23 protein-coding genes and 1 tRNA gene are annotated in these 21,176 nt (G+C 72.2%); 12 read left to right on the forward strand and 12 right to left on the reverse strand.

Annotated features, from left to right (window positions below):
- Positions 1-111 precede the first annotated feature (111 nt).
- From Q8791_RS18290 to Q8791_RS18300, 3 genes are all read left to right on the forward strand, one after another.
- The gene (locus Q8791_RS18290; protein ID WP_407942023.1) at positions 112-882 is read left to right on the forward strand and encodes a L,D-transpeptidase; all 771 of its coding nucleotides are present in this window, start codon (positions 112-114) and stop codon (positions 880-882) included.
- Positions 883-948: 66 nt separating this feature from the next.
- Positions 949-1,293 carry a hypothetical protein gene (locus Q8791_RS18295; RefSeq protein WP_330092949.1) on the forward strand — a complete coding sequence of 115 codons (345 nt, stop codon included), beginning with the start codon at positions 949-951 and terminating at the stop codon, positions 1,291-1,293.
- 229 nt (positions 1,294-1,522) lie between these two features.
- Positions 1,523-1,611: transfer RNA gene (locus Q8791_RS18300), tRNA-Ser, on the forward strand.
- Between the two features lie 95 nt (positions 1,612-1,706).
- On the opposite strand, the gene Q8791_RS18305 is transcribed toward Q8791_RS18300, so the two are convergent.
- Positions 1,707-2,519 (reverse strand): site-specific integrase, encoded by an 813-nt coding sequence (locus Q8791_RS18305; protein WP_330092950.1) that lies wholly within the window; start codon positions 2,517-2,519, stop codon positions 1,707-1,709.
- On the opposite strand from Q8791_RS18305, the gene Q8791_RS18310 reads away from it, so the two are divergent.
- Positions 2,499-3,020 carry a hypothetical protein gene (locus tag Q8791_RS18310; RefSeq protein ID WP_330092951.1) on the forward strand — a complete coding sequence of 174 codons (522 nt, stop codon included), beginning with the start codon at positions 2,499-2,501 and terminating at the stop codon, positions 3,018-3,020. The genes Q8791_RS18305 and Q8791_RS18310 overlap by 21 nt on opposite strands.
- A complete protein-coding gene (locus Q8791_RS18315; protein ID WP_330092952.1) occupies positions 3,017-3,220 on the forward strand; it encodes a MerR family transcriptional regulator in 204 nt (67 codons plus the stop codon). Before Q8791_RS18310 ends, Q8791_RS18315 begins: the two co-directional genes overlap by 4 nt.
- A 119-nt stretch (positions 3,221-3,339) precedes the next feature.
- Here Q8791_RS18315 and Q8791_RS18320 read toward each other — a convergent pair whose 3' ends face one another.
- The 5 genes from Q8791_RS18320 to Q8791_RS18340 all read right to left on the reverse strand — a co-directional run bounded on the left by Q8791_RS18320 (position 3,340) and on the right by Q8791_RS18340 (position 5,419).
- Positions 3,340-3,525, reverse strand: a complete 186-nt coding sequence (locus Q8791_RS18320) for a hypothetical protein (RefSeq protein ID WP_330092953.1) — start codon at positions 3,523-3,525, stop codon at positions 3,340-3,342.
- 201 nt (positions 3,526-3,726) lie between these two features.
- Complete coding sequence (locus Q8791_RS18325; RefSeq protein ID WP_330092954.1) at positions 3,727-4,236, reverse strand: hypothetical protein; 510 nt, start codon at positions 4,234-4,236, stop codon at positions 3,727-3,729.
- Between the two features lie 350 nt (positions 4,237-4,586).
- Positions 4,587-4,892, reverse strand: coding sequence for a hypothetical protein (locus tag Q8791_RS18330; protein ID WP_330092955.1), 306 nt, complete (start codon positions 4,890-4,892; stop codon positions 4,587-4,589).
- 39 nt (positions 4,893-4,931) lie between these two features.
- On the reverse strand, positions 4,932-5,234 hold the full coding sequence (locus tag Q8791_RS18335) for a hypothetical protein (RefSeq protein WP_330092956.1): 303 nt from the start codon (positions 5,232-5,234) through the stop codon (positions 4,932-4,934).
- A gap of 8 nt (positions 5,235-5,242) precedes the next feature.
- Complete coding sequence (locus Q8791_RS18340; protein WP_330092957.1) at positions 5,243-5,419, reverse strand: hypothetical protein; 177 nt, start codon at positions 5,417-5,419, stop codon at positions 5,243-5,245.
- 235 nt (positions 5,420-5,654) lie between these two features.
- Between Q8791_RS18340 and Q8791_RS18345 the strand changes: the two genes are divergently transcribed.
- Both Q8791_RS18345 and Q8791_RS18350 read left to right on the forward strand, forming a co-directional pair.
- Positions 5,655-5,855, forward strand: coding sequence for a hypothetical protein (locus tag Q8791_RS18345; RefSeq protein ID WP_330092958.1), 201 nt, complete (start codon positions 5,655-5,657; stop codon positions 5,853-5,855).
- Between the two features lie 152 nt (positions 5,856-6,007).
- Positions 6,008-6,229 carry a hypothetical protein gene (locus Q8791_RS18350; protein WP_330092959.1) on the forward strand — a complete coding sequence of 74 codons (222 nt, stop codon included), beginning with the start codon at positions 6,008-6,010 and terminating at the stop codon, positions 6,227-6,229.
- A gap of 359 nt (positions 6,230-6,588) precedes the next feature.
- On the opposite strand, the gene Q8791_RS18355 is transcribed toward Q8791_RS18350, so the two are convergent.
- Positions 6,589-8,190 (reverse strand): MFS transporter, encoded by a 1,602-nt coding sequence (locus tag Q8791_RS18355; RefSeq protein WP_330092960.1) that lies wholly within the window; start codon positions 8,188-8,190, stop codon positions 6,589-6,591.
- 107 nt (positions 8,191-8,297) lie between these two features.
- Here Q8791_RS18355 and Q8791_RS18360 point away from each other — a divergent pair, with 107 nt between their 5' ends.
- Entirely contained in the window at positions 8,298-11,039 is a 2,742-nt protein-coding gene (locus Q8791_RS18360) for a BTAD domain-containing putative transcriptional regulator (protein WP_330092961.1), read from the forward strand.
- 194 nt (positions 11,040-11,233) lie between these two features.
- Here the strand turns inward: Q8791_RS18360 and thpD are convergent, their stop codons facing one another.
- Complete coding sequence (gene thpD / locus Q8791_RS18365; RefSeq protein ID WP_330092962.1) at positions 11,234-12,142, reverse strand: ectoine hydroxylase; 909 nt, start codon at positions 12,140-12,142, stop codon at positions 11,234-11,236.
- Positions 12,143-12,772: 630 nt separating this feature from the next.
- A complete protein-coding gene (locus Q8791_RS18370) occupies positions 12,773-13,300 on the reverse strand; it encodes a SigE family RNA polymerase sigma factor (protein ID WP_330092963.1) in 528 nt (175 codons plus the stop codon).
- 605 nt (positions 13,301-13,905) lie between these two features.
- Between Q8791_RS18370 and Q8791_RS18375 the strand changes: the two genes are divergently transcribed.
- Complete coding sequence (locus Q8791_RS18375; protein ID WP_330092964.1) at positions 13,906-14,877, forward strand: hypothetical protein; 972 nt, start codon at positions 13,906-13,908, stop codon at positions 14,875-14,877.
- 2 nt (positions 14,878-14,879) lie between these two features.
- Positions 14,880-15,869 (forward strand): MauE/DoxX family redox-associated membrane protein, encoded by a 990-nt coding sequence (locus tag Q8791_RS18380; RefSeq protein WP_330093071.1) that lies wholly within the window; start codon positions 14,880-14,882, stop codon positions 15,867-15,869.
- 161 nt (positions 15,870-16,030) lie between these two features.
- Here Q8791_RS18380 and Q8791_RS18385 read toward each other — a convergent pair whose 3' ends face one another.
- The gene (locus Q8791_RS18385) at positions 16,031-16,696 is read right to left on the reverse strand and encodes a hypothetical protein (protein WP_330092965.1); all 666 of its coding nucleotides are present in this window, start codon (positions 16,694-16,696) and stop codon (positions 16,031-16,033) included.
- Positions 16,697-16,906: 210 nt separating this feature from the next.
- Between Q8791_RS18385 and hisC the strand changes: the two genes are divergently transcribed.
- Positions 16,907-17,989: a histidinol-phosphate transaminase gene (gene hisC / locus Q8791_RS18390; protein WP_330092966.1), complete on the forward strand. Its 1,083-nt coding sequence runs from the start codon at positions 16,907-16,909 to the stop codon at positions 17,987-17,989.
- 134 nt (positions 17,990-18,123) lie between these two features.
- Here the strand turns inward: hisC and Q8791_RS18395 are convergent, their stop codons facing one another.
- Together Q8791_RS18395 and Q8791_RS18400 are read right to left on the reverse strand one after the other, a co-directional pair.
- Positions 18,124-18,708, reverse strand: a complete 585-nt coding sequence (locus Q8791_RS18395) for a hypothetical protein (RefSeq protein WP_330092967.1) — start codon at positions 18,706-18,708, stop codon at positions 18,124-18,126.
- A gap of 325 nt (positions 18,709-19,033) precedes the next feature.
- Positions 19,034-20,077 (reverse strand): saccharopine dehydrogenase family protein, encoded by a 1,044-nt coding sequence (locus tag Q8791_RS18400; RefSeq protein ID WP_330092968.1) that lies wholly within the window; start codon positions 20,075-20,077, stop codon positions 19,034-19,036.
- A 101-nt stretch (positions 20,078-20,178) separates the two neighbouring features.
- On the opposite strand from Q8791_RS18400, the gene Q8791_RS18405 reads away from it, so the two are divergent.
- On the forward strand, positions 20,179-21,126 hold the full coding sequence (locus Q8791_RS18405) for a helix-turn-helix domain-containing protein (RefSeq protein ID WP_330092969.1): 948 nt from the start codon (positions 20,179-20,181) through the stop codon (positions 21,124-21,126).
- Positions 21,127-21,176: the final 50 nt, after the last annotated feature.

Genomic DNA, 21,176 nt, shown 5'->3' on the forward strand with positions numbered 1-21,176 from the left:
TCACCACACAGGACACACACGACGGGAACACGGGTTCTTCACATTCGTTCGCCAGTCTTCGAGCTCGTCCGGCACGGAACGGTCCGCCGGACGCCTCCCGAACGAAGCCGGATGAAATCCATGCGTCGATCCACGCCGCCCCGACGAACCGCCGGGGCCCTGCCGTCACTCGCGGCCGCCGCGGCCCTGGCCGCGCTCACGGCCTGCTCGTCCGCCCCCGCGTCCGAGGACGTCCCGGAGACCGGGGAACCGGCCGCCGGGACCACCGGGGCCGAGGGGGCCGAGGGGGCCGAGCTCGCCACGGTCGTCGGTGACGCGATCGACGTCCACACCGAGGAGGGGGGCGACGAGGTGTCGCAGACCCTCGAGAGCCCCAACGACTTCGGGGTGGACCGGACGTTCCTCGTCGAGCAGAACGAGGGCGAGTGGCTGGAGGTGCTCCTCCCGGTCCGGCCCAACGGGACCACCGGCTGGATCAGGAGCGACGAGGTGGAGCTGTCCACCACCAGGTTCCGCGTCGAGATCGACACGGAGGCCTTCGAGTTCACCGTCCACGACGGAGAGGAAGAGGTGCGCGCCGGGGTGATCGGCACGGGGGAGAGCGAGACCCCCACCCCGCCCGGCCGCTACTACTTCACCGAGCTGCTCCAGCCCCCGGACCCCGACGGGGACTACGGCGTCTACGCCTTCGGGCTGAGCGGCTTCTCCGAGACGCTGGAGACCTTCGCGGGCGGCCCCGGCCAGCTCGCCGTCCACGGCACCAACGACGAGGACGCCCTGGGACGCCAGGTCAGCCACGGGTGCATCCGGGTCTCCAACGACGACGTCACGTGGATGGCGGAGAACCTGCCGATCGGCACACCGGTCGAGATCTCCGGCTGAACCCGGCCTCCGAACCGCCGCGCGGGGCGGTACCCCGCGCACAACGACCGACCCGAAGGACCCACCATGCGTCTGAAGACCTGCCTGCTCGCCACCGGTATCGCGGCCTTCGCCCTGTTCGGCGCCGCCCCTGCGTTCGCCGCCGACGACCCGTCCGCCCCGCCCTCCCCCGGCCAGTGCTACGAGGAGCCCACCGCCGTCCCCGCAGAGCCCACCGAGGGCGGGTCCGAGGCCGCAGAGCCCGACGAGGCCGACGGCCCCTGGACGCAGGAGCCGTGCGAGGAGCCCGGCACCCCGGCGCCGGCCCCGGACGAGGAGAGCCCCGTCGCGTCGCCCCCCAACCCGGGCTCGGGCGCGCCCGAAGCTGTTCCGGCTCCCCCGGTGGAGCGGGACCCGAACTACACGGGCTGACCCCCGTGAGGGCCGCGGGGCGTACGCCCCGCAGCCCGTGACCCCGAGGACGGGGCCCGCCGCGGGCCCCGTCCTGCCAGGGGCGGACGGGGGAGCGCCGTCCGGCGGCGCCACCGCCCCGACCGCGGTTCCGCACGGCCGACCGGCCCTCCGGAGCCCGCGGTCCCGGTGCTCCCCGGGCATTCGTTTTGCGCAACGGTCCGTGGTGTCTGTAGTCTTGTCCCAGCCAGGAGGATTCGCCTAGTCAGGTCTATGGCGCCGCACTGCTAATGCGGTTAGGTGGCAACGCCTTCCGGGGTTCAAATCCCCGATCCTCCGCAGGTGGAAGGGGTTCCGTGCTTCGGTACGGGACCCCTTCAGTCTTCTCTGGGCCCCGATGTGAGGCCAACGTGAGGCCAAACGGTTGAGACGGCCTACACCGCGCCCAAGCTGCTCCGGCGCGGGATGATCGCCGTGGTCGCCTCCGCGGCGGCAGCCGCGACCTCCGGCACCACCGACGTGTACGTGTCCGCGGTGAAGCTGTAGCGGGAGTGCCCCAGCGTCGCCGACACCACCTTCATGTCCACCCCGGCCGCCAGGGCGAAGCTCGCCGCACAGTGGCGCGCGTCGTGGAACCGGATCGGGGGCAGCCTCGCCGCCTTCGTCACGGCCGCGAAGCGCTCGCTCAGATACTCGTCGCGGAACGCGGACCCGTCCGGGCGGGCAAAGATGAGCCCGGAGTCGACCCAGTTCTCGCCGGCCGCCAGACGGTCGGCGTTCTGGGCCGCGCGCCACTTGCGCAGCAGGGCGATGTTCGCCTCGTCGAGGCTGAAGGTGCGGACCGACTTCTCGGTCTTGGGCCCTTCGTCCTCCTCGTCCGGTCCGGCGAGCACGCTCATGGTCTTCGCGTCGTCCAGGTCGGTGTCCACCCACAGCGCGGACGCCACCTCCCCACGACGCAGGCCCCGCGTGATCACCAGGTGGAAGAGCGGGAACAGCCGCTCGTGCGTCGACTCGGCGTAGTCCAGGAACGCGCCCGCGTGCGCCGGCGTCCACACCATCACCCGCGCCGGACGCTTCCGGTTCTCCTGCCAGCGGCGCACCCGCTCCGCCGTCCACGCCAGCGGACGGGACTTCTTCGCCTTGGGCAACTCCAAGAAGTCGCACGGGTTCACCGTGATGAGCTTCTTCTTCTTGGCCGTGCCCATCGCCGAGGAGATCACCGCGTGCACGCCCAGGAGCGGCACGACGCCCTCACCCAGCTCGCCCGCGGACTCAAGCCCCTCGGCGCATCCCCGGCGCCCGGCGACCTCACCGTCATGCAGACCCGCCGCGACATCGACACCGACATCGCCGACCTCGAAGAGGCCGTCCGGGAACGGGTCGCCCCGCAGGTGCGCGGGGCGGCCACCACGAACCGCAGGATCGGCAACATCATCAAGCTGTTCCCGAAGGTGGGCGCCGTCGACGACCTCATGACGCACGTGCTCGCCGAGGCCTACCGGCTCCGCGCGCGCGCCCGGTGGGCGCTCGGCGACTTCGGCGAGGTTCGCCGCCTCACCGCCCGGTGTCCGTACTGCGGGGCGAAGAGCCTGCGGGAGCTCGCCGACCGGGGCGTGGTCACGTGCTCCAACACGGCCTGCTGGTGCGATGACCCCGCCTGCCCGTGCGACGACGAGACCGCGCCCCGCCGACACCAGTGGCACGCCACCCAATGGCACACCATCACCGAAGGGATCAGCGCATGAGCCACCAGGGCGACGCGAGGATGACCGGCAAGGAAGTCGCCGAGGAAGTCGGGGTCTCCCCGGACACCATCGACACGTGGGTACGCCGCGGACAGCTCCGCCCGATCCCCGGCAGCGGCAGGCCCCGGAAATTCTGGCTGTCGCAGGTGTACACCGCCGAGGCCGCCCGCCGGATCCACTACAAGCACCGTAAGGAGTGAGCACACAATACCCATTACAGGTGGTAGTCTTCTATCTGACGGGTTCACAGCAGTGGCGAAGCTGTGCCTGAAGACGCCAGAAGGCCCCGACCGGGACACGGTCGGGGCCGTCGTCGTTCCTACTCCTCGATGCGCTTCAGAACCTCAACGCGGGACTGTCGAATCGCGAAGACTTCGAAATTCGGATCGCCGAAGCGGCTGAAGGTGATGAAGTTCTCGTCGATATCGAAGAAGTCCGCTTCAACCGTTGGCTTCAAGGCGTCGGGGAGACCGGAAACGCCTTCGTTGATCTTGTACTTGGCCATCTGAATTCCTCCCAATGCACTTGCGAGCAGCGTAAGCCGGGGGCCGGACAATCCGTCCTTCACTGCCCCGCCCTGCAGCCCATCACCGGCCCCGCCAGCGCGTCCCCACCGCCGGTCGCCCCACGTCCCGCCCCTGTCTCCGTGTCCTTGAGAGGGAAGCACGTCGAGACGGAACGGGGCTCACCTACTGCCTCCCAGATGTCACCACCAGTCGGTGGTGTTGGACGGGCCGGCCAGGTTGCAGGTGACGTCATAGCCCCAAGTTGCGCAGGCGCGGAAGGCCCGGTTGCTCGACGAAGAGGTGGGGTAGCCATCGGTCCACTTAGTGGATCCGTTCTGCGCGTTCTCCCAATCTTGGAGGTCGGGTCGGCGGTCACCGTTGGTGTCGACCTCGAACCGAATGTAGCTAAGTGCGAGCGCGTTTATTACGCGCCCCCACCCGTACTGCACACCGTTGTAGGTGCCCGAGCGGACCTCAATCGTGGCGCCACCAGAATTAATCGATCGCGGGCTGTGCCGGTTCGTGGTCGACGTCATGTAGCTCCAGTCGAGCCAGGTCTGCAGCGTGGTGGGCGGCTGTGCCTCGCCGGCCACCGACCAGATGCCGCTATCGATGTCGGCCGCCGATGCTGGTGCTGCTGTCGCGACGCCCCCGGCCAGCAGCATGCTCGTCGCCGCGATGGTCGCCAACGTCTTCTTGACCGCGCCCATGAGTCTCCCTGTAGCGATCCTTCACGCCAAGTGGCGTTTCAGAAGGATCCTTACATGGCCGTTATTGGCCCAGGGTCCTCCGCTAGGACGCCCGATCGGGTCACATGGCAGACACCATGCCCTCGGCCGATTCGGAAGCCATGGGGCTGAGACGCGCGCCACCTCCAGTCGATCGCCCGCCACCAGGAAGCCCACCACGCTCACGCGGGACGCAGAAACCATCTGTCCCTTCCACCTGACTCGCCTGGCAGGAAGCATCCACCCCGTGATGCGTCCCCGACTGCCGGGCGCCCAACGTCCCGCCCTGCTCCGCGTCCCTGAGGGGGAGGCGCGTCGAGCGGGGCGGGTGACTACTTCGCTTGGGGCTCGCCCCTCACCTGGTACGAGGTGTTGATCCACACCGAGACCAACAGGGCCACCCCGCCTACGATCAGCGCGATCGCCCACGAACCAACCGGTGCCATGGCCGTCCCGCACACATCGGCCATCATCATGGGCGGCGGCTCCTGCGTGTAAGCGAACCACCCGTAGGAAGCATTGATGCTCGCTGGGGACCACCACCCAGCCCCACAGGACCCGCTGGGAACCAGCCCGAGGGCTGCGCCGCCAGCGATCAGCGCGATGGCCACCGTGCGGATGACCTGAACAGGGGTCACGGAACTCTCCTCAATGGCGGGGGCTGGCGGGGCGGGCGACTACCTCACCGCCGGGTCCCGCTTCTTGCCGACCGACGGGTCCATGATCAGCGCACCGAAGGCCAGCACGGCGCCCGGGACAATCGACCCCCACACAAGCAGAGTTCGGTTCGACCAAGCGGCCGCACACTCCGGGCCTCCGAGGTAGCTGCTCTCGCGATCGAACACCTTCCCGCACTCGCCTATGGCCAGGGGCCCGGACTGGACGGGGGCGATGGGCTCGATGGGTAGGAGCCCCGCGACGACACCGGTCACCACGAGGGCGACGCCGACCAGGATGAACAGCTTCGTGGAGTGCCGCATGGCGGCCCTCACCGGTAGTAGGTCTTCGTGACGCGCCGCCGAGGCACGATCACCCGGAAGATCCACCACGGGATCCAGATCATCAGCCACATGCCGCAGGTGAAGATCGTCAGCAGCAGGTGCGTCGAGTTCGCCAGCCCACCGAGGCCGCGCCGCTTCTCCACGCTCTTGGAGTACCGGGGCATCGGCGGAGGCGGCGGAAGCTGCTGGGGCGGCGGGTAGTACGGCTGTTGGTGGTGCGGCTGCTGATGATGGCCATAGGGGTCCTGGCCCGGGGGCGGGGGGTACGACACAGGCGTCTCCGAAGGCAGCGCTGGGATATGCCGCCACCGTAGACGGGCGCCAAGACCCCCTCAGGACGTTTGGCCACAGGCGGACACCAGGACAACCGGGAAGGCACAGCAGCGTCGAGAAGTGCGTGTGGCCACGAACCAGCTCAAGCTCTACTGGACGACCGGCCCCGGGGCACTCCGCATCCGCTGGGGCACCCCGGGCGACTGGACCCGGTGCGTCCGCCACCTCACCGAGTACGTCGACCCCGACAGGGCCCGACGCATCTGCCAGACCTGGCACCACGACGTCACCGGGGTCTACACCGGAGACCGGCGCAAACCCGGGTGAACCCCGGCCGCGCCTCGGGCCCGAGACCCGATGCCCGCGCACCTCTGGGAGGTCGTGCGCGTCGACCCGGTCCGGGCACGTCCCGGCTGGCCGCTTGAGGGGCGGCCGACCGGGGCACCCCACTCTCACCCTCGGAGGCACCCATGGTTCCCGTGCACGTCTACGTTCAGGTCGGCGACGGCCCCATCGCCAAGGTCGGCACCGCCGAACTCGACAACCCCGACACCGCCGCGGCCGACACCGCGCTCTTCATGCGCACCATGGCCGACGAGTTCGAGACGCCCATCGGGACGCCCCCATCGGAGGAGCCCACGCCAACCGAGGGCGACGTCCCCACGCCCCCGCCCACCGAAGTCCCCGGCCCGCGCCCCTGACGGGTCGGAGATCATTGCCCTAGGGGCACACCGCGTCGCTTCCCCCGCAGTATCGCCATAGCGATTGCCATCCTGATCTGCTGCCTGTTCGAGGCTCTGGCCGTGTGGGCGCTCGTAGCCGGCGGCTTGTGGGCCGCCTTCGCTGTCCCGTTAGGTGCGAGCGGCGCCGGCGGCATTGTCGGCTTGGTTCAAGCCCTTCGAGCGAGTGCTCGTGAGGGTCAGCGAACCCAGGAGCACGACTAGATTCAGGAGGTCCCTATGGCCCGCCGTAGGGCCCTCCAGCGGTGCCCCTCCCGTCCGCGGTGCCTTCCGTCACAGGCGCTCCGCTCGGTGGCACGGCCTCGGGGCAGGCCGCGGCCTCATCGTGCGGAGTCGGCGGCGGTACGGCCCGCGGCGTCGGCGGCCCCACCGGGGTCGGACCGGATCTCCCCGGCGCCGTCCTCGGGGCCGACGGCGTCCCCTGCGCCCAGGTGCCGGAGCATCACCGCGGTCACCACCGCGAGGACGAGGACGACCGCGGCACCCGTCCAGCCCACCGTGTTCAGGCCGACGATGAACGCCTCCTGCGCCTGCCCGAACACCGGCGCGGGGATCTCCTCGGCGACGGAGGCGGCTCCGGAAAGGCTGTTCTCCACCGTCCGTGCCGTGTCCGCCGGGAGGGCGGCCAGCGCCTCCGTGTCCATCCTGCTGCTGTAGAGAGAGGCGGACAGGCTGCCGACCAGGGCGATACCGGCCGCCAGTCCGAGCTCCTGGACGGTCTCCGACATGGCCGACGCGGACCCGGCCTTCTCGGGGGGAGCCGCACCGACCACCAGGTCGGTGCCCAGGGCCGCGATCGCGCCGAGCCCCAGGTACACCAGCGAGAAGGCCCCGACCACCAGGTACAGCCCGCCGGACGGTCCCACGAGGCCCATCAGCGCATAGCCCGCGGAGGAGAGCCCCAACACCCCCGCCACCACGTACCCCGGGCGGACGCGCCGAGCCAGGACCGGAGCGAGGATCGACGAGAGCATCATCATGAGCGCGGGCGGCCCGTACCACAGGCCGGCCACCAGGGGAGGGAGCCGCTCGACGAGCTGTAGGTACTGGGTGGTCAGGAACATGGTTCCGCCGACGCCCACCAGACCGACGAGCATCATCCCCAGGGAGACGCTGAAGGCGCGGTTCCCGAAGAGGGTCACGTCGAGGAGCGGGTTCCGGAGGTGGAGTTGGCGGCGGACGAAGACCACCGCGAAGACCGCGCCGGCCGCCGCCGCGGTGAGCACCGGCAGGCTCGGCCCCTCCTTGGCGAACTCCTTGACCGCGTAGACGACCGGCAGGAGGGCCAGCAGTGACAGAAGCACGCTGGGCAGGTCGAAGCGGCCACTGCTCGGGGCGCGGTACTCGGGCAGCAGGACCGGTGCCAGCACGAGCATCAGGCCGATCACCGGGACCGCCAGCAGGAAGGCCGCACCCCACCAGAAGTACTGGAGGAGCACACCGCCGACCAGCGGCCCGGCCGCCATGCCGCCGGCGAAGAACGTGGCCCACAGGCCGATCGCCAGCGCCCGCTGACGGGAGTCGTGGAACATGTTGCTGATCAGCGCGAGCGTGGAGGGCATCAGCGTGGCCCCGGCCACGCCCAGCGCGGCGCGGGAGGCGATGAGCACCTCGGGTGTGGGCGCGTAGGCGGCCGCGAACGAGGCGGCGACGAAGGCGACCCCACCGATCATCAGGAGCCGGCGGCGGCCGATGCGGTCCCCGAGGGTGCCCATCGTGATGAGGAACCCGGCGACCAGGAAGCCGTAGGCGTCCACGATCCACAGTTCCTGTGTGCCGCTGGGGCTCAGGTCCACGGCGAGGGAAGGCAGGGCCAGGTGCAGGACGGTGAGGTCCAGACCCAGGAGAACGGTGGGCAGGGCCAGCACGGCCAACCCGGCCCACTCCACCGGGCCGGCCCTTCCACTGCTGGGGCGTGTCATGTCACGGCTCCTCTCGTCATCGGAACGGTTCCAGCCTCCTGGGGGCCGCGCACGTCGCCCGCACGCGGCGCGCACGGCGGTCCGAGAGCGACTTGTATGCTGACGCCATGCGTTTTGGGGTGCTCGGTTCGCTCACTGTGCGGGACTCCGACGGCGACGAGGTCCCGATCACCGAGACGAAGGTCCTGAGGGTCCTGGCCGACCTGCTGGTGCACCACGGCCGTCCCGTCTCCGCGGACCAGCTCATCGAGGACCTGTGGGAGGGGCTCCCGCCCGGCCGTCCCCTGAACACCCTGCAGACCAAGATCTCCCAGCTGCGCAGGGCCCTGGGAGCCGAACGCGTGCTCCGCTCCCCGGCCGGCTACCGGGTCCGCGTCGAGGAGGGCGAGCTCGACTCCGCCCGGTTCCGGCGGGCCGTCGAGGAAGCGGACCGGACCGACGACCCCGGTGCCCGCGCGCGGCTGCTCGCCGAGGCGCTGGGCCTGTGGAGGGGGCCGGCCTTCGCCGACGAGCCGTTCGTCCGCGCCGAGGCCGCCTGTCTGGAGGAACTGAGGGTCGGGGCCGCGGAGCGCCTGGGCGAGACGCGCATCGAAGCCGGCGAGGGGGCCGGGGCGGTCGCCGGGCTGCGGGAGTTGGTGGAGGAGCACCCTCTGCGGGAGCGGCTCCACGGCCTGTACATGCTGGCCCTGTTCCGGGCCGGGAGGCAGGGGGACGCCCTACGGGTCTTCCACGACCTGCGCACCAGGCTCCGCGACCAGTTGGGGGTCGACCCCGACCCGGCGATCAGCGCGCTGTACACCTCGATCCTGCGCCAGGAACCGGAGGCGAGCGTGCTTCCGCGCGTCGCGGACCGACCTCGCAGCAACCTGCCCAGTCCGCCGACGGCGCTCATCGGCCGTGAGTCCGAGAGCGCGCACGTTCGCGAGCTGCTCTCCGCCCCCCACGGCGACCGCCTGGTGACCCTGACCGGCCCGGGGGGCGTGGGCAAGACCCGCCTGGCGATCGCCGTCGCGAGGTCGCTGGCCGAGGGCTTCCCCGACGGCGCGTGGATCGTGGAACTCGCCGGGGTGGACCGCGGGGCGACGGCCGCCGAGCTCACCGAGCGTGTCATCACCACGCTGGGGCTGTGCGAAGGAGTCACGGACCCGTGCTCCGACCTGGTGGAGTGGCTCCGCGGGGCTCTGGAGGGTCGGCGGACACTCGTCGTCCTGGACAACTGCGAGCACGTGGTCGCACAGGTCGCGGAGCTGGCGGGGACGCTGCTGGCCGTCGACGGCGTGCGCATCGTGGTGACCACGCAGGAGTCGCTCGACGTGCCCGGGGAGACCGTCTTCCCGCTGGCGCCGCTGACGCTACCCGAGCGCGTCCGCGATCCGCGGGAGATGATCGCCTCCTCCAGCGCGGTGCGGCTCTTCGTCGAGCGGGCCCGGGCAGCGTCGCCCGGATTCGCGCTGACGGCGGAGAACGCCCCCGCCGTCGCCGCCATCTGCCGCCGCCTGGACGGCATCCCCCTCGCCGTCGAGCTGGTCGCGGCCCGGCTGCGCGCGCTCACGACCGAGCAGATCGCCGCCGGTCTGGACGACCGCTTCGCCCTGCCGACCGGGCCGGGACGCGGTCGGCCCACCCGGCAGCAGACACTGCGGTCGATGATCGACTGGAGCTGGCACCTGCTGGCCGACGGAGAGCGCGGGGTCCTGCGCCTGTTGGCGGTGCACCGCGACGGGTGCACGCTCGAGGGGGCGCGGGCCGTCTGCGCTGACGGGCACGACGTGCTCGACGTGTTGTCGCGTCTGGTCGACCGGTCCCTCGTGGTGCGCGAGGGTGAGCGGTACCGGCTGCTGGAGTCGGTCGCGGCGTACTGCCTCGAACGGCTGGCGGAGTCCGGCGAACTGGAGGACGCGCGCCGCAGGTTCATCGCCTTCCACGTTCGGGAGGCCGAGCGCAAGGACCCGCTCCTGAGGGGCGCCCGGCAGCGGCGGGCCCTGGCGTGGTTCGACGCCGAGACGGTCAACCTGCGCCACGCGCTGGAGCTGGCCGTGCGTGGCGAGGACGCCGACGCGGCGCTGCGGCTGGTCGACGCGCTGGCGTGGTACTGGCGCCTGCGCAACCGGGTGGCCGAGGCGCGACGCTCCTTCGACGCAGCGCTGCGGATCCCGGGCGGGCCCCCGCGTGCACGGTGCCTCGCCGAGGGCTGGCTCGCTGCCTTCGAGGGGCGCGTGCTCCGCGAGGACGGCCTCGTGGATGCGGCGGCGTCGCGGCTGCTCTGGTTCGCGGGGTCGGTCCTCTACCGCGCGGGTGAGCGGGAGGCCGGGCGCGGCCTCGTGGAGAAGGCGCTGGCCCGGGCCGGAGAGACGGGTGACCGCTGGGTGGAGGCCGCGGCGCTGGCGGAGCGCGCCGGGCACCGCCTCGACGACGGCGACGTGTCCGCCTCGCGTGCCGACGCCCGGCGCAGCGCCGGGACCTTTCTGGACCTGGCGGACCGCTGGGGGCTGCTGCGGGCGAACGCGTCGCTGGCCCGGGCCGCGGAGATCGGTCCCGACGACCTCGGTGTCACCGACCTGCTGGAGGAGGATCTGCGGGCCGCCGAGGAACTGGGCCTGTGGGTCGACGCCATCGAGACGCTGTTCCGTCTGGGCCGCCTCGCGGCCGCGCGCGGCGAGCACTCCCGCGCGCGCCACCTCCACGAGCGGGCGCGACGGGTCGCTTCGGAGCGCTCCTACTCCTCCGGAGTGGTGGAGGCCGACGTCTGGCTGGGCCGGACCGACGGAGCCCCGGCGGGCAGCCGAGCCGGGCAGCCGCCGGCCGACTCCCTCCACGGCGGAGGGACCGGCGCCGCCTCGGTCCACTGATCGTGGAGACCGGCGACGTCGTGGCCGCCACGGGAGGAAGTGTCCTGCCCCGGGGCGCGGGAAGCGGCGGAGTCCCCGGCCGGACCCCACCCGTCGAGCGGTGCGCCGGCGTCATCGCGGACACACGGGTCCGGCCCGCCGTGGGACGGGCCGGACGGACGCGCGCACGGTCATCCGCGGGCGCGGCTCTCCTGTCAGGGACGCAGCGGCGTGAAGTCGCGCGAGGCGACGAATCCGGGCCGGCGCTCCCGCGCGGAGAACGGCTCGACCAGAGCGTTCTCCACGCTGTTGAACACGACGAAGATGTTCGAACGCGGGTACGGCGTGATGTTGTTGCCCGACCCGTGCATGCTGTTGCAGTCGAACCACAGTGCCGAACCGCTCGCACCGGTGAACTGCTCGATCCCGTGGCGGTGCGCCAGTTCGGCGATGTCCTCCTCCTGCGGGACGCCGACCTTCTGGGCCCGGAGCGAGGACCTGTAGTTCTCGTCCGGGGTTCGGCCCAGACACGGGACGAACGTCCTGTGGGCGCCGGGCATGAGCATGAGCCCGCCGTTGAAGGCGTGGTTCTCGGTCAGTCCGATGGACAGGCTGACGGCCGACATGTCGGCCATTCCGTCCTCGGCGTGCCACGTCTCGAAGTCCGAGTGCCAGTAGAACCCGTTGCCCCGGAAACCCGGCATGAAGTTGACCCGGCTCTGGTGGACGTAGACCTCGGACCCGAGGATCTGCCGTGCCCTGTCCAGGATGCGGGGCTCCCGGATCAGGTGAGCGATCCGGTCGCTGATCAGGTGGGCGTCGAAGACCGAGCGGACCTCGTCGGAGCCCGGCTCGATGATCGTGCGCTCGTCGGCGCGGAGCGCCGGGTCGTTCGTCATCTCCCGGAGCTCGTCCAGGCAGCCCGCGACCTCCTGGTCGGAGAGCAGGTCCCGCTGGATGTGGAACCCGTCGCGGGCGTGGTCGGTGAGTTCGGCGGCGGAGGCAGGGCCTTTCTGCACTCCGGGCCGGACGGCCGGCTCGTCGCGGACGATCCATGCCCGGCCGGAGCCGGAGTCCACGCGCGTCGGATATCGATCTTGGATGTGGACGTCTACCAGGGTCATGGGACGCCTCTCCTTTCTCGGTGTCCGTCGTTTCCCTCGTCGGCGGGCGGCTGCGGACCGTGGCGCCGCGCCTCCGTGCCACGACCCCCGTGTCGTGCGGAACCGGGTTCCGCCCGGTCTGCCGGAGTCGTCGTGGACGCGGTGCGGCGGCGCCGCAGTGCGGCCCTCGCCCGGTGCGGTTCCGCGCCGGGCGCCGACGCGCACCGGATCCGTCGACACCGTCGGCTCCTGTCGGAGACGGCGGTGTCCGGTCCTGCCTCGTCGACGCCCTGTTCACGGGAACCGGGCCGCGCGGTCGCATGCCGCTGGTCCTCAGTTCCACCTACCGGACCAGGACATTCCCGCCGAGAACCCCAATAATCATGCCCCAGGGCGGTTGTCGTGCGACCGAGGGTGACGGAGGGCGCGCGGTGCGGGCGGGGGAGTCGAGTCCGCAGGCGGTTCCGCCGGAGGGCACCGGGCCGTGCGTCACGGTACGGCGTCCCAGATCGTCGTCGCCCCGGGGCGGGATGCGCTCGACCCCGTGGCCCGTCGTCGGCCGCGCCCGGGCGGCGTGCGAAGGGCCCGCGCGGTTCTGTGCGGGCCAGCACGGTGGGCCAACGCGGAGACCGCGCCGACGGGGCGGAGGGTTCAGCCGGTGGTGCGCTCGATGATGAGGTCGGCGTCGCGGCGCAGTTTGTCCACGGCACGGGACAGCGTGCTCTTCACGGTCCCGAGCGTCACACCCATGCGTTCGGCGATCTGCACCTCGGTGAGGTCGTCGTAGTAGCGGAGCACGACCGTGGCGCGCTGGCGGTCGGGGAGCCGCCCGATGGCACGGCCGACCACGTCGGCGAGGTCGCTCCGCCAGGTGGGGTCGTCCACGCGCTGCTCGGGGACGTCGTCGGTCGGGTAGACGTCCAGGCGCTTGCGGCGCCACTCGGAGATCTGGGTGTTCACCATCGCCCGGCGCACGTAGCCGTCACGCGCTTTCGGGTTGGCGATCCGCTCCCAGGAGAGGAACGTCTTGACGAGGGCGGCCTGGAGCAGGTCCTCGGCGTCGGCGAGGTTGTTCGTGAGGGATCGGGCCATGCGCAGCAGGGCGGGGCCCCGCTCGGCCACGTAACGGCTGAACTCGTCGTACCTGGGGGTCCGGGTAGTTCCCGTCACGCCGACCACCGACTCTCACAGGTGCTGCGTGCTGCTCTGTCATGCTTTCTCCCCCTCACTCTCACACAGCGAAAGCAAACATCCAGGCACCTGTGCCCCACGAGCCGACAAACGGGACGGCAGGGGTTCCCGGCTCCTCCGCTGCGGGCGCGGAGTCCGGGGGCGAGTCCCGGTGTGCGGGGGTCGGGCTGCCCGCGATCCCCCGCGGAGACGGCCGTGGCAGGGCGGTCGACGGCGCCCGCGAGGCGTGGCGGCGGCCGAGTCCGCCGGGGGAAACGGTCGCCCAGGACGCCCACGACGGCGGGGCGGGGTTGATCGCCCCGCGCAGGTTCTTGGTCATTTTTATGGATCATTCGGTGTGTATAGGGTCTATCCGCACCTTTGCGGCCACAGGCTGGACTCGGTCGTGCGCAGGCGTTGTCCTGGTGCGGCGGGAGATCCGCGTGGAGTTCCCCGCCGGTCGCATGTGGATCCCGGAGCGTTGCCGCGGGCAATGGCCAGGACATGCCGACGACACGAACAGGTGCGTGTCGGCGTGTGGGCAGTGCCGCGCGGGACGGATCGGGACAATGGGCAGAGAGTGACGAGTCGGGTGACAAGGGGGCGCAGACGACATGTCAGTGATGACGGACAGCGGACGGGACCGCAGAAGGTTCACCGCGGCGGTACTCGGCCCCGAGACCGCGCTCGAACCCACACCGGTGGGCGACCGCGTCGTGCGCGGCGTGATCGTCGAAGCCACCCCGTACATGCTCTGCCTGGCCACGCCCGGCGGTGAGTCGCGGTTCCTGTACGAACGCGTCACCTCGTTCTGGCGGGGCGGCGAGGTCCAGTCCAGCGACCTGAGGAACGGTGACGACGTCGTGGTGCTCTGCTCGCACGACGGCCGCCTCGTCGCCGAACGCGTGTGGGCGCAGGCGGCCAGGGCGACCGGAGTCATCGTCGACCGCGACGACGACAGCCTGGAGATCGACCCCGGACACGGCCGCCCCCACCTGACCGTCGTCCTGCCCTACCGCACCTCCGGTCGGATCACGGTCCGCCACCCGCGACTGGAACCCGGCTACGTGTTCGACGCCGTCGGGGTCTGGCGTGACGGGGCCGTGTGGGCGGCCCGGCCCGCCACCACGCAACCGCCCTATCCGCTCAGAGCCACACCGCCCAGGCCGCCCACGCCCCGCCACGCCACCACGCTGAGCGGTATCGCCACCTGGTACGACCCCGCCTGGGGGCGCTCGTCCCACCTGGACCCGCGCGCCCGCGTCGACGGCGTCGCCTATCCGGCGCTCGACCCCGTCGGCCACGACGCGGAGTGCGACCGGCGCACCTCCTGCGTCCCGCTTCCCCTGCTGTCCGCGGGTGCGACGCTGAGCCTGCGCAACGACTGCACGCGGGGCACCGCCGTGCTCCCCGTCGTGGACTGTGCCGCCGCCGACAGCTGGATGTGCGACCTGTGCCCCACCTGCGGGGGGCAGGGGGCCGGGCGGATCGCCTCCCTCACCATGACCGCGTTCGTCGCACTCGGAGGGCGCCTGGAGGACGGCTGCTTCAACGCGACCATGACGGTTCACAACGGGGAGGGATGACCATGCTGCCGGAGATCGTCGACGCTGTCCGCGAGGTCCAGCTACCGCTCCTGGCGGTCCTGCTCCTGCTCGGCGCCGTGAGCAAGACCACCAGGCAGGCCGCCGGTTCTGGCCTGGCCGTCCTGGTGCCCGAGCGCCTGCGCCGCCCCGTCACCGTCGGGACCGGCCTGATGGAGGTCGGGCTCGCCGTCGGCCTTCTGACCCTCACCGGCGTGCTGGGCGAAGCGGTGCGCGCGGGCACCGCCGCCGTGTTCGCGGCGTCCGTGGTCGTCCTGGTCCTGGCCCGCCGACGCGACCCGGAGGCGGGCTGCGGCTGCTTCGGGGGACTGAGCCGCGCCCCGATCGGCTGGCGCACGCTCACCCGCGCCGGGCTCCTGTCCGTCGCCGCCCTGGCCACACTGGGCCTGGAACCCAACGGATGGCAGGTGGCCACCGCTCCCGCGCCGCTGCACGCCTGGGTCCTCGGCGCGGCGCTGCTTCTCCTGGCGGCGCTCAGCCCCGAGCTGCGGGAGGTCGCCGCCCGGACCTTCCATCGGGAGCCGTGCGAGCAGCGCGAGTTCTCGATGCGCCGGACCATGCGGAGGCTGCGCCGCAGCGACGTGTGGCGCACCAACGAGAACGTGATGATCAAGCCCGAGCCGGACGACGTGTGGCGACACGGGTGCTGGCGGTTCCTGCGCTACGACGGGATGCGGCACGGGCGGCGCATGGACGTGGTGTACGCGGTCCGGGTCGGCGGGCGGCGCCGCACCGCCGTGCGCGCGGTGCTCGTGGACCGGGGCAGCGGAGCGGTGATCGCGTCCTTCGGCGCCGTGACCAGCCTCGAACTGCTCGGGCCGCCCCGCAAGCTGCCCCGACCGCGCCAGGCGGCCAGGCGGGACGCGGAGCGGCACGACGCGGCCAGGGCCGCGGAGACGCTCCAGCTGGCGCGCGAGCACCCGGCCGGCCGGATCCCCGACGAGCGCGACGCCGACACCGGCCAGCCGGTGTGAGCGGAGCCCGCACGGGACCGGCTCCGGCCGGAGCCGGTCCCGTGTCGGGGCGTCCGAGGACACCGGCCCGGCCCCGGGGGTCCTGTCACCGGGCGCGCACACCCGCCCGGCCCCGGGCGGCGGGGGCCCGGCACGCGGCGGCGCTGTAGGGCCGGTGCGCGTCAGCCCAGCATCTGGTTCTGGCGTTCGACGGCGGCCTCACTGAAGTCCACGAGCATCTCCTCGTAGTCCTCCAGCTCGCCGGGGCCGAGGATCGACGTGGTGCCCACGAGGCCGCCGTTGCGGTACATGAGGCTGAACATGCGGTTCTCCTCCTCCCCGGTGACCACCTCGATGGAGTAGGCGCGCGACTCGTCGCCGATCCCCGCCACCTCCTCCAGGTCGCTCACCCCGTAGTCCGTGGTGGTTCCGTCCTCGTAGGTGGCGGTGTACGCGGCACAGCTCGCCGGCGGCCTGGCGGCCAGCGCCCCCGCGGCGGTGCCCTCGTCGAGCTGGACCAGCATGTGCGACACCGAGCCCTCGGCCCACTCGTAGGCGGCCACGGAGGCGGGAGCCTCCTGCACCCCGTCCAGCTCCCCCCAGGCGTTCGCGGCGTCCATGCACTCGGGTTTGTCCAGCTCGGTGGAGGCCCGCACATCCGCGCTGTACTGCACTGTGACAAGCTCGGAGTAGGTACCGCTCTCGCTTCCCTCGGGCACGAGGGTGGCGTCGCGGACGTGCAGCGGATGCGCGTCGTACAGGGCGGCGGCGGCTTCGGCGTTGGGATCGTCGCTCTCCTCGGCCCCGCCACCGCACGCGCTGAGCATGAGCACCACGGGTAGGACCATGGGGAGAGCCAATGGCCGGACGTATGCGCGCCCTCCCCTCAGGTGGGGGTTCTGACCAGCCGAAATCTGAGCTGAGCTGGCAGGGCAGGGACGCAAGCGCATGGTGCTATCTCCTCGTTTGTGCGATATTTCCGCTGGGAGCGGTGATCGACCCGGGCGCGAGATCGCTGAGCGTGTCGCGGGGTTAGCACAAAGTATTGAGGAAGGACAATGGTGTCGGAGTCGAAATCGCCATATCTGCGGTCGGTGCTGGAGAGCATCCCGCCGTACAAGCCGGGCAAGAAGGTCGTCGGCCCCGAGGGCCGGTCCATCAAGCTCTCCTCCAACGAGAGCCCGTACGGTCCGCTCCCGTCGGTGCGTGAGGCCATCGCCCAGGCGTCCGCCGAGCTGAACCGCTACCCGGACCCGGGCGCCGAGGAGCTCACCTCCCGGCTCGCGCGGCACCTGGGCGTCCCCGAGGGGCACCTGGCACTGGGGGCCGGTTCCGTCGGCATGCTCCAGCAGCTCCTGGAGGCGGTCGGCGAACCCGGGGCGGAGGTCGTCTACGCCTGGCGGTCCTTCGAGGCGTACCCGCTGCTCGCCGGGCTCGCCGGGGTCACGCCGGTCCACGTCCCGCTGAGGGACGAGACGCACGACCTCGACGCGATGGCCGACGCGGTCACCGCCGACACCCGCATGGTCATCGTGTGCAACCCCAACAACCCGACCGGCACCACGGTCCGCGAGGAGGAACTGGTCGCCTTCCTGGACCGGATCCCGGACGACGTGCTGGTGATCCTGGACGAGGCGTACCTGGAGTACGTGCGCGACCCCCGCGTGCCGAACGGGATCACCCTGTACCGGGACCGGCCCAACGTCGCCGTGCTGCGCACGTTCTCCAAGGCCTACGGCCTGGCGGCGGTGCGCCTGGGCTACCTGGTCGGCCACCCGCCGGTGGTCGACGCCGTCCGCAAGACCCTGGTGCCGTTCGCGGTGAACCACCTCGCCCAGGCGGCCGGGATCGCCTCCCTCGCCGCCGAGGACGAGCTGATGGAGCGGGTCGCGGCCACCGTCAAGGAACGCGACCGCGTCCGCGACGCGCTCATCGCCTCCGGGTGGACCGTGCCGCCGACCGAGGCCAACTTCGTGTGGCTGCGGGTGGACGGGGACACGCTCGACTTCGCCGCCGCGTGCGCGCGGGTCGGCGTCTCGGTGCGCCCGTTCGCCGGTGAGGGCGCGCGGGTGAGCCTCGGCACGCCGGAGGAGAACGACGTGTTCCTGGCCGCCGCCACCTCCTACGCCAAGCGCCGCTAGGGGTTTCGCCGCGTCGCCCCGGGCTCCGGGGTCCCGGGGCGACACCGCCGGCCGCCGGACCCCTGACCCGGCCGTCCCGCCGCCCTCGGCGGGGGACGGCCGGAGGGGCCCGGAGCGGTCGGCGGCCCCACGTGTCACCAGGCCGTGGCGGCCACGATCCGTGCGGCGACCTCCTCGGCGGTGAGACCGCCCGTGGGCACGCGGACGGTGCCCGGCGGCGCCTCCGGGTCCAGGAGCCGCGCCGCCCGTCGGCTCCGTTCGAGGTGGGGCAGCGGCTGGGAGCCGGACCCCCTACGGGTCAGCCGCCCCCTGACCGTCTCCTCGCCCGCGCCGAGCAGGACGCGGGTGATCCCGGTGCCTCCGCCGCCCATGGCGCGGATGACCATGTCCTCCTCCAGGACGCTCACGGTGTTCGTGCAGATCAGACGGTGGTGGCCCAGCGCCTCGTAGCCGGCCCAGACCGCGGTGGGGTTGCGTTCGGTGATCCGCGACCGGTGCGGGTCGTCGGCCGGGGCGGGGTGCGCCTGGTCCAGGAAGTCGCCCTCGACCAGGCAGTGCGCGACCTCGCGCCGCCGGAGCATCGCCGACACCTCCCACGCGGCCGTGGTCTTGCCGACCCGGAACGGCCGCCGACGAGGAGGAGCCGTGTGCGCGCCGTCCCTTCCGCTGATCCTCCCGCCGTCGCTGCCACTGCCGCCGTTTCCGGAGTCCGCGGACACGGGCGTCCCGTCGTCGTTCGTGCCGGGGAGTCCGACAGTCGGAGGCGGCGCGGGTCAGGTGGTTATCCACAGCCTGTGGATGGAAAGGGCGGAAAAGGAGCGCTGCGGGTGGGTGTCGGCCCGCGGAAGCCCCACCGGCCCGAGGCCTGCGCGCGGCGCCTCCGTGTTCGAGGCTCCCACCAGGCGGTTCGGCCGGCAAGGTTCCCCCGCCGCCTGTGGACAACCACGTCTCCCCGCCCCCGGGCGACCTGTCCGCCCGACCCGGACGGCCCGGCGCCCGTGGGTGCGGTCGGCCGCACCGGCCGCGTCCCGGCACGGACACAGGTCAGCCGTGCGTGTCGGGCGGGAGGTGCAGCGAGAGGTGCGGGGCCAGGGCGCGGAGGAAGTCCGAGGCGTCGAACACCGCGCCCGCGGAGACGACGCCGGTGGTCCGGGTCCGACCGGTGAGGATGCGCTCGACGGCCTCCACCGCGAGCGGCGCGCTGACGGCGTAGATGTCCCTGCCGGTGGCGGACGCGCGGCGTTCCGTACCGCCGGAGCGGACGAGGACGTCGACGGCGAAGGTCTGCGCCGAGCGGCCGCGCCCGTCGACGGCGGTCGGCGCCGAGGCGTCGGGAGCGGACAGGTCCGCGGCGGCCCGGGCCGTCATGTACGTGCGCACCTCCGGGACGTCCAGGTGGCTGGGGACGGTGACGACGTCGGCCATGGTGAACTCCCCGATGACGCTCCGGGGGCCGAGCGGGGCGGGGAAGGGCCACTCCAGGGTCGTCAGGGCGTCGTCGTGGTACTCCAGCCGCCCACCGGTGTAGCGGACACGGCGGCCGTCCCTTCGGCGCCTCGAGACCGCGCCCGCGTCGAGCGTCCCGGCGGTGGGGTGCCAACTGCTCAGGCCGTAGGCGATGTGCACCTCGTCCGCCGCCGCCCGGTCGCCCATCGCGATGGTGGCCAACAGGTCGCCGAGACCGCCGAAGAAGGCCATCGCCGGGACCACCACGGTGCCCGCGGCGCGGGCGCGCTCCGCGAAGTGCGCGAACGTGTCGAGGTTCGCCTCGATCTCGGCCGCGACGTCGACGTACGGAATGCCGGCGCGCAGCGCCGCCTCGATCAGAGGGGCGGCGGTCGTGGCGAAGGGCCCGGCGCAGTTGATCACGGCGGCCGCGCCGTCCAGCGCGCGGTCGAGCGAGGCCGCGTCGTCGACCGACGCCTGCCGCGTCCCGGGGCCCGGTCGGGACCGATCCAGCGCCAGCAGCTTGTCCTTGTCGCGGCCGAGGAGCAGGGGGACGTGTCCGCGCTCGCGCAACTCCTCGACCACGAACCGCCCGGTGTGCCCGTAGGCGCCGTACACCGCCACGTTCCGACCCGATGCCATGTCTGCTCCCGTGTGCTCGAAGTGATCCACGAGGGAAATCCTGTCCCGATCGCCCCCTCGCCGACAGTGTCCGGAACGACATGGCCCGTACAATTCCCGACATGACGTCTGACCCGCACTCTGTCGCTGTCGCCGCCACCGACGGAATGCTGCACTTCGAACTGGCCCTGGCCTACGAGGTCTTCGGCTCGGCCCCGGCCGCCCTGCCGGGACCCTGGTACGACGTCGGTGTGTGCGGCACGCACCCCGTCCGGGTCGGCCGGTTCCTGCTGGAGCCGGACAGCGGGCTCGACCGGTTGGTGCGGGCGGACACCGTGATCGTGCCCGCCCTGGCGGACGTCGACGAGGACCCGCCGGCCGACCTGGTCGAGGCGGTGCGCGCGGCCCATGAGGCGGGCGCGCGGGTGGTCTCCCTGTGCACGGGAGCGTTCGTGCTCGCCGCAGCCGGCCTCCTTGACGGGCTGCGCGCGACCACGCACTGGGCCCACACCGAGGAACTGGCCGCGCGCCATCCCCGCGTGGAGGTCGACCCGGACGTGCTCTACGTCGACAACGGCCGTGTGCTCACCTCCGCGGGCAAGGCGGCGGCGATGGACCTGTGCCTGCACCTGGTCCGTCGAGACCGCGGCTCGGCGGTCGCCAACGTGGTCGCCCGCCGCCTGGTCGTGCCGCCCCACCGGGCCGGCGGCCAGGCCCAGTTCGTCACCACACCGGTGCCGGCCCGGGACGGCCATCCCCTGGCCGAGCTGCTCACCTGGGTGATGCGGAGGCTGGACCAGCCGCTCACCGTGGAGGACCTGGCCCGCCGGGCGAACATGAGCTCGCGCCACCTGACCCGCCACTTCCGCTCGGTGACCGGCACCACCCCGCTCCAGTGGCTGCTGGCGCAGCGGATCCGCCGCGCGCAGGAGCTGCTGGAGACCACGGACGACAGCGTCGACACCATCGCCTCGGCCGCGGGCATGGGCACCGCGACGACGCTGCGCCGCCACTTCCACCAGACGATCGGCGTACCGCCGGACGCCTACCGCCGGACGTTCCGGGCCTGAGATCGCCTCCGCGGCGGCACGCGAACGGGGGCGGTCCCGATCGGAACCGC

The organism is Nocardiopsis codii, assembly GCF_036327455.1.
Lineage (GTDB): Bacteria > Actinomycetota > Actinomycetes > Streptosporangiales > Streptosporangiaceae > Nocardiopsis > Nocardiopsis codii.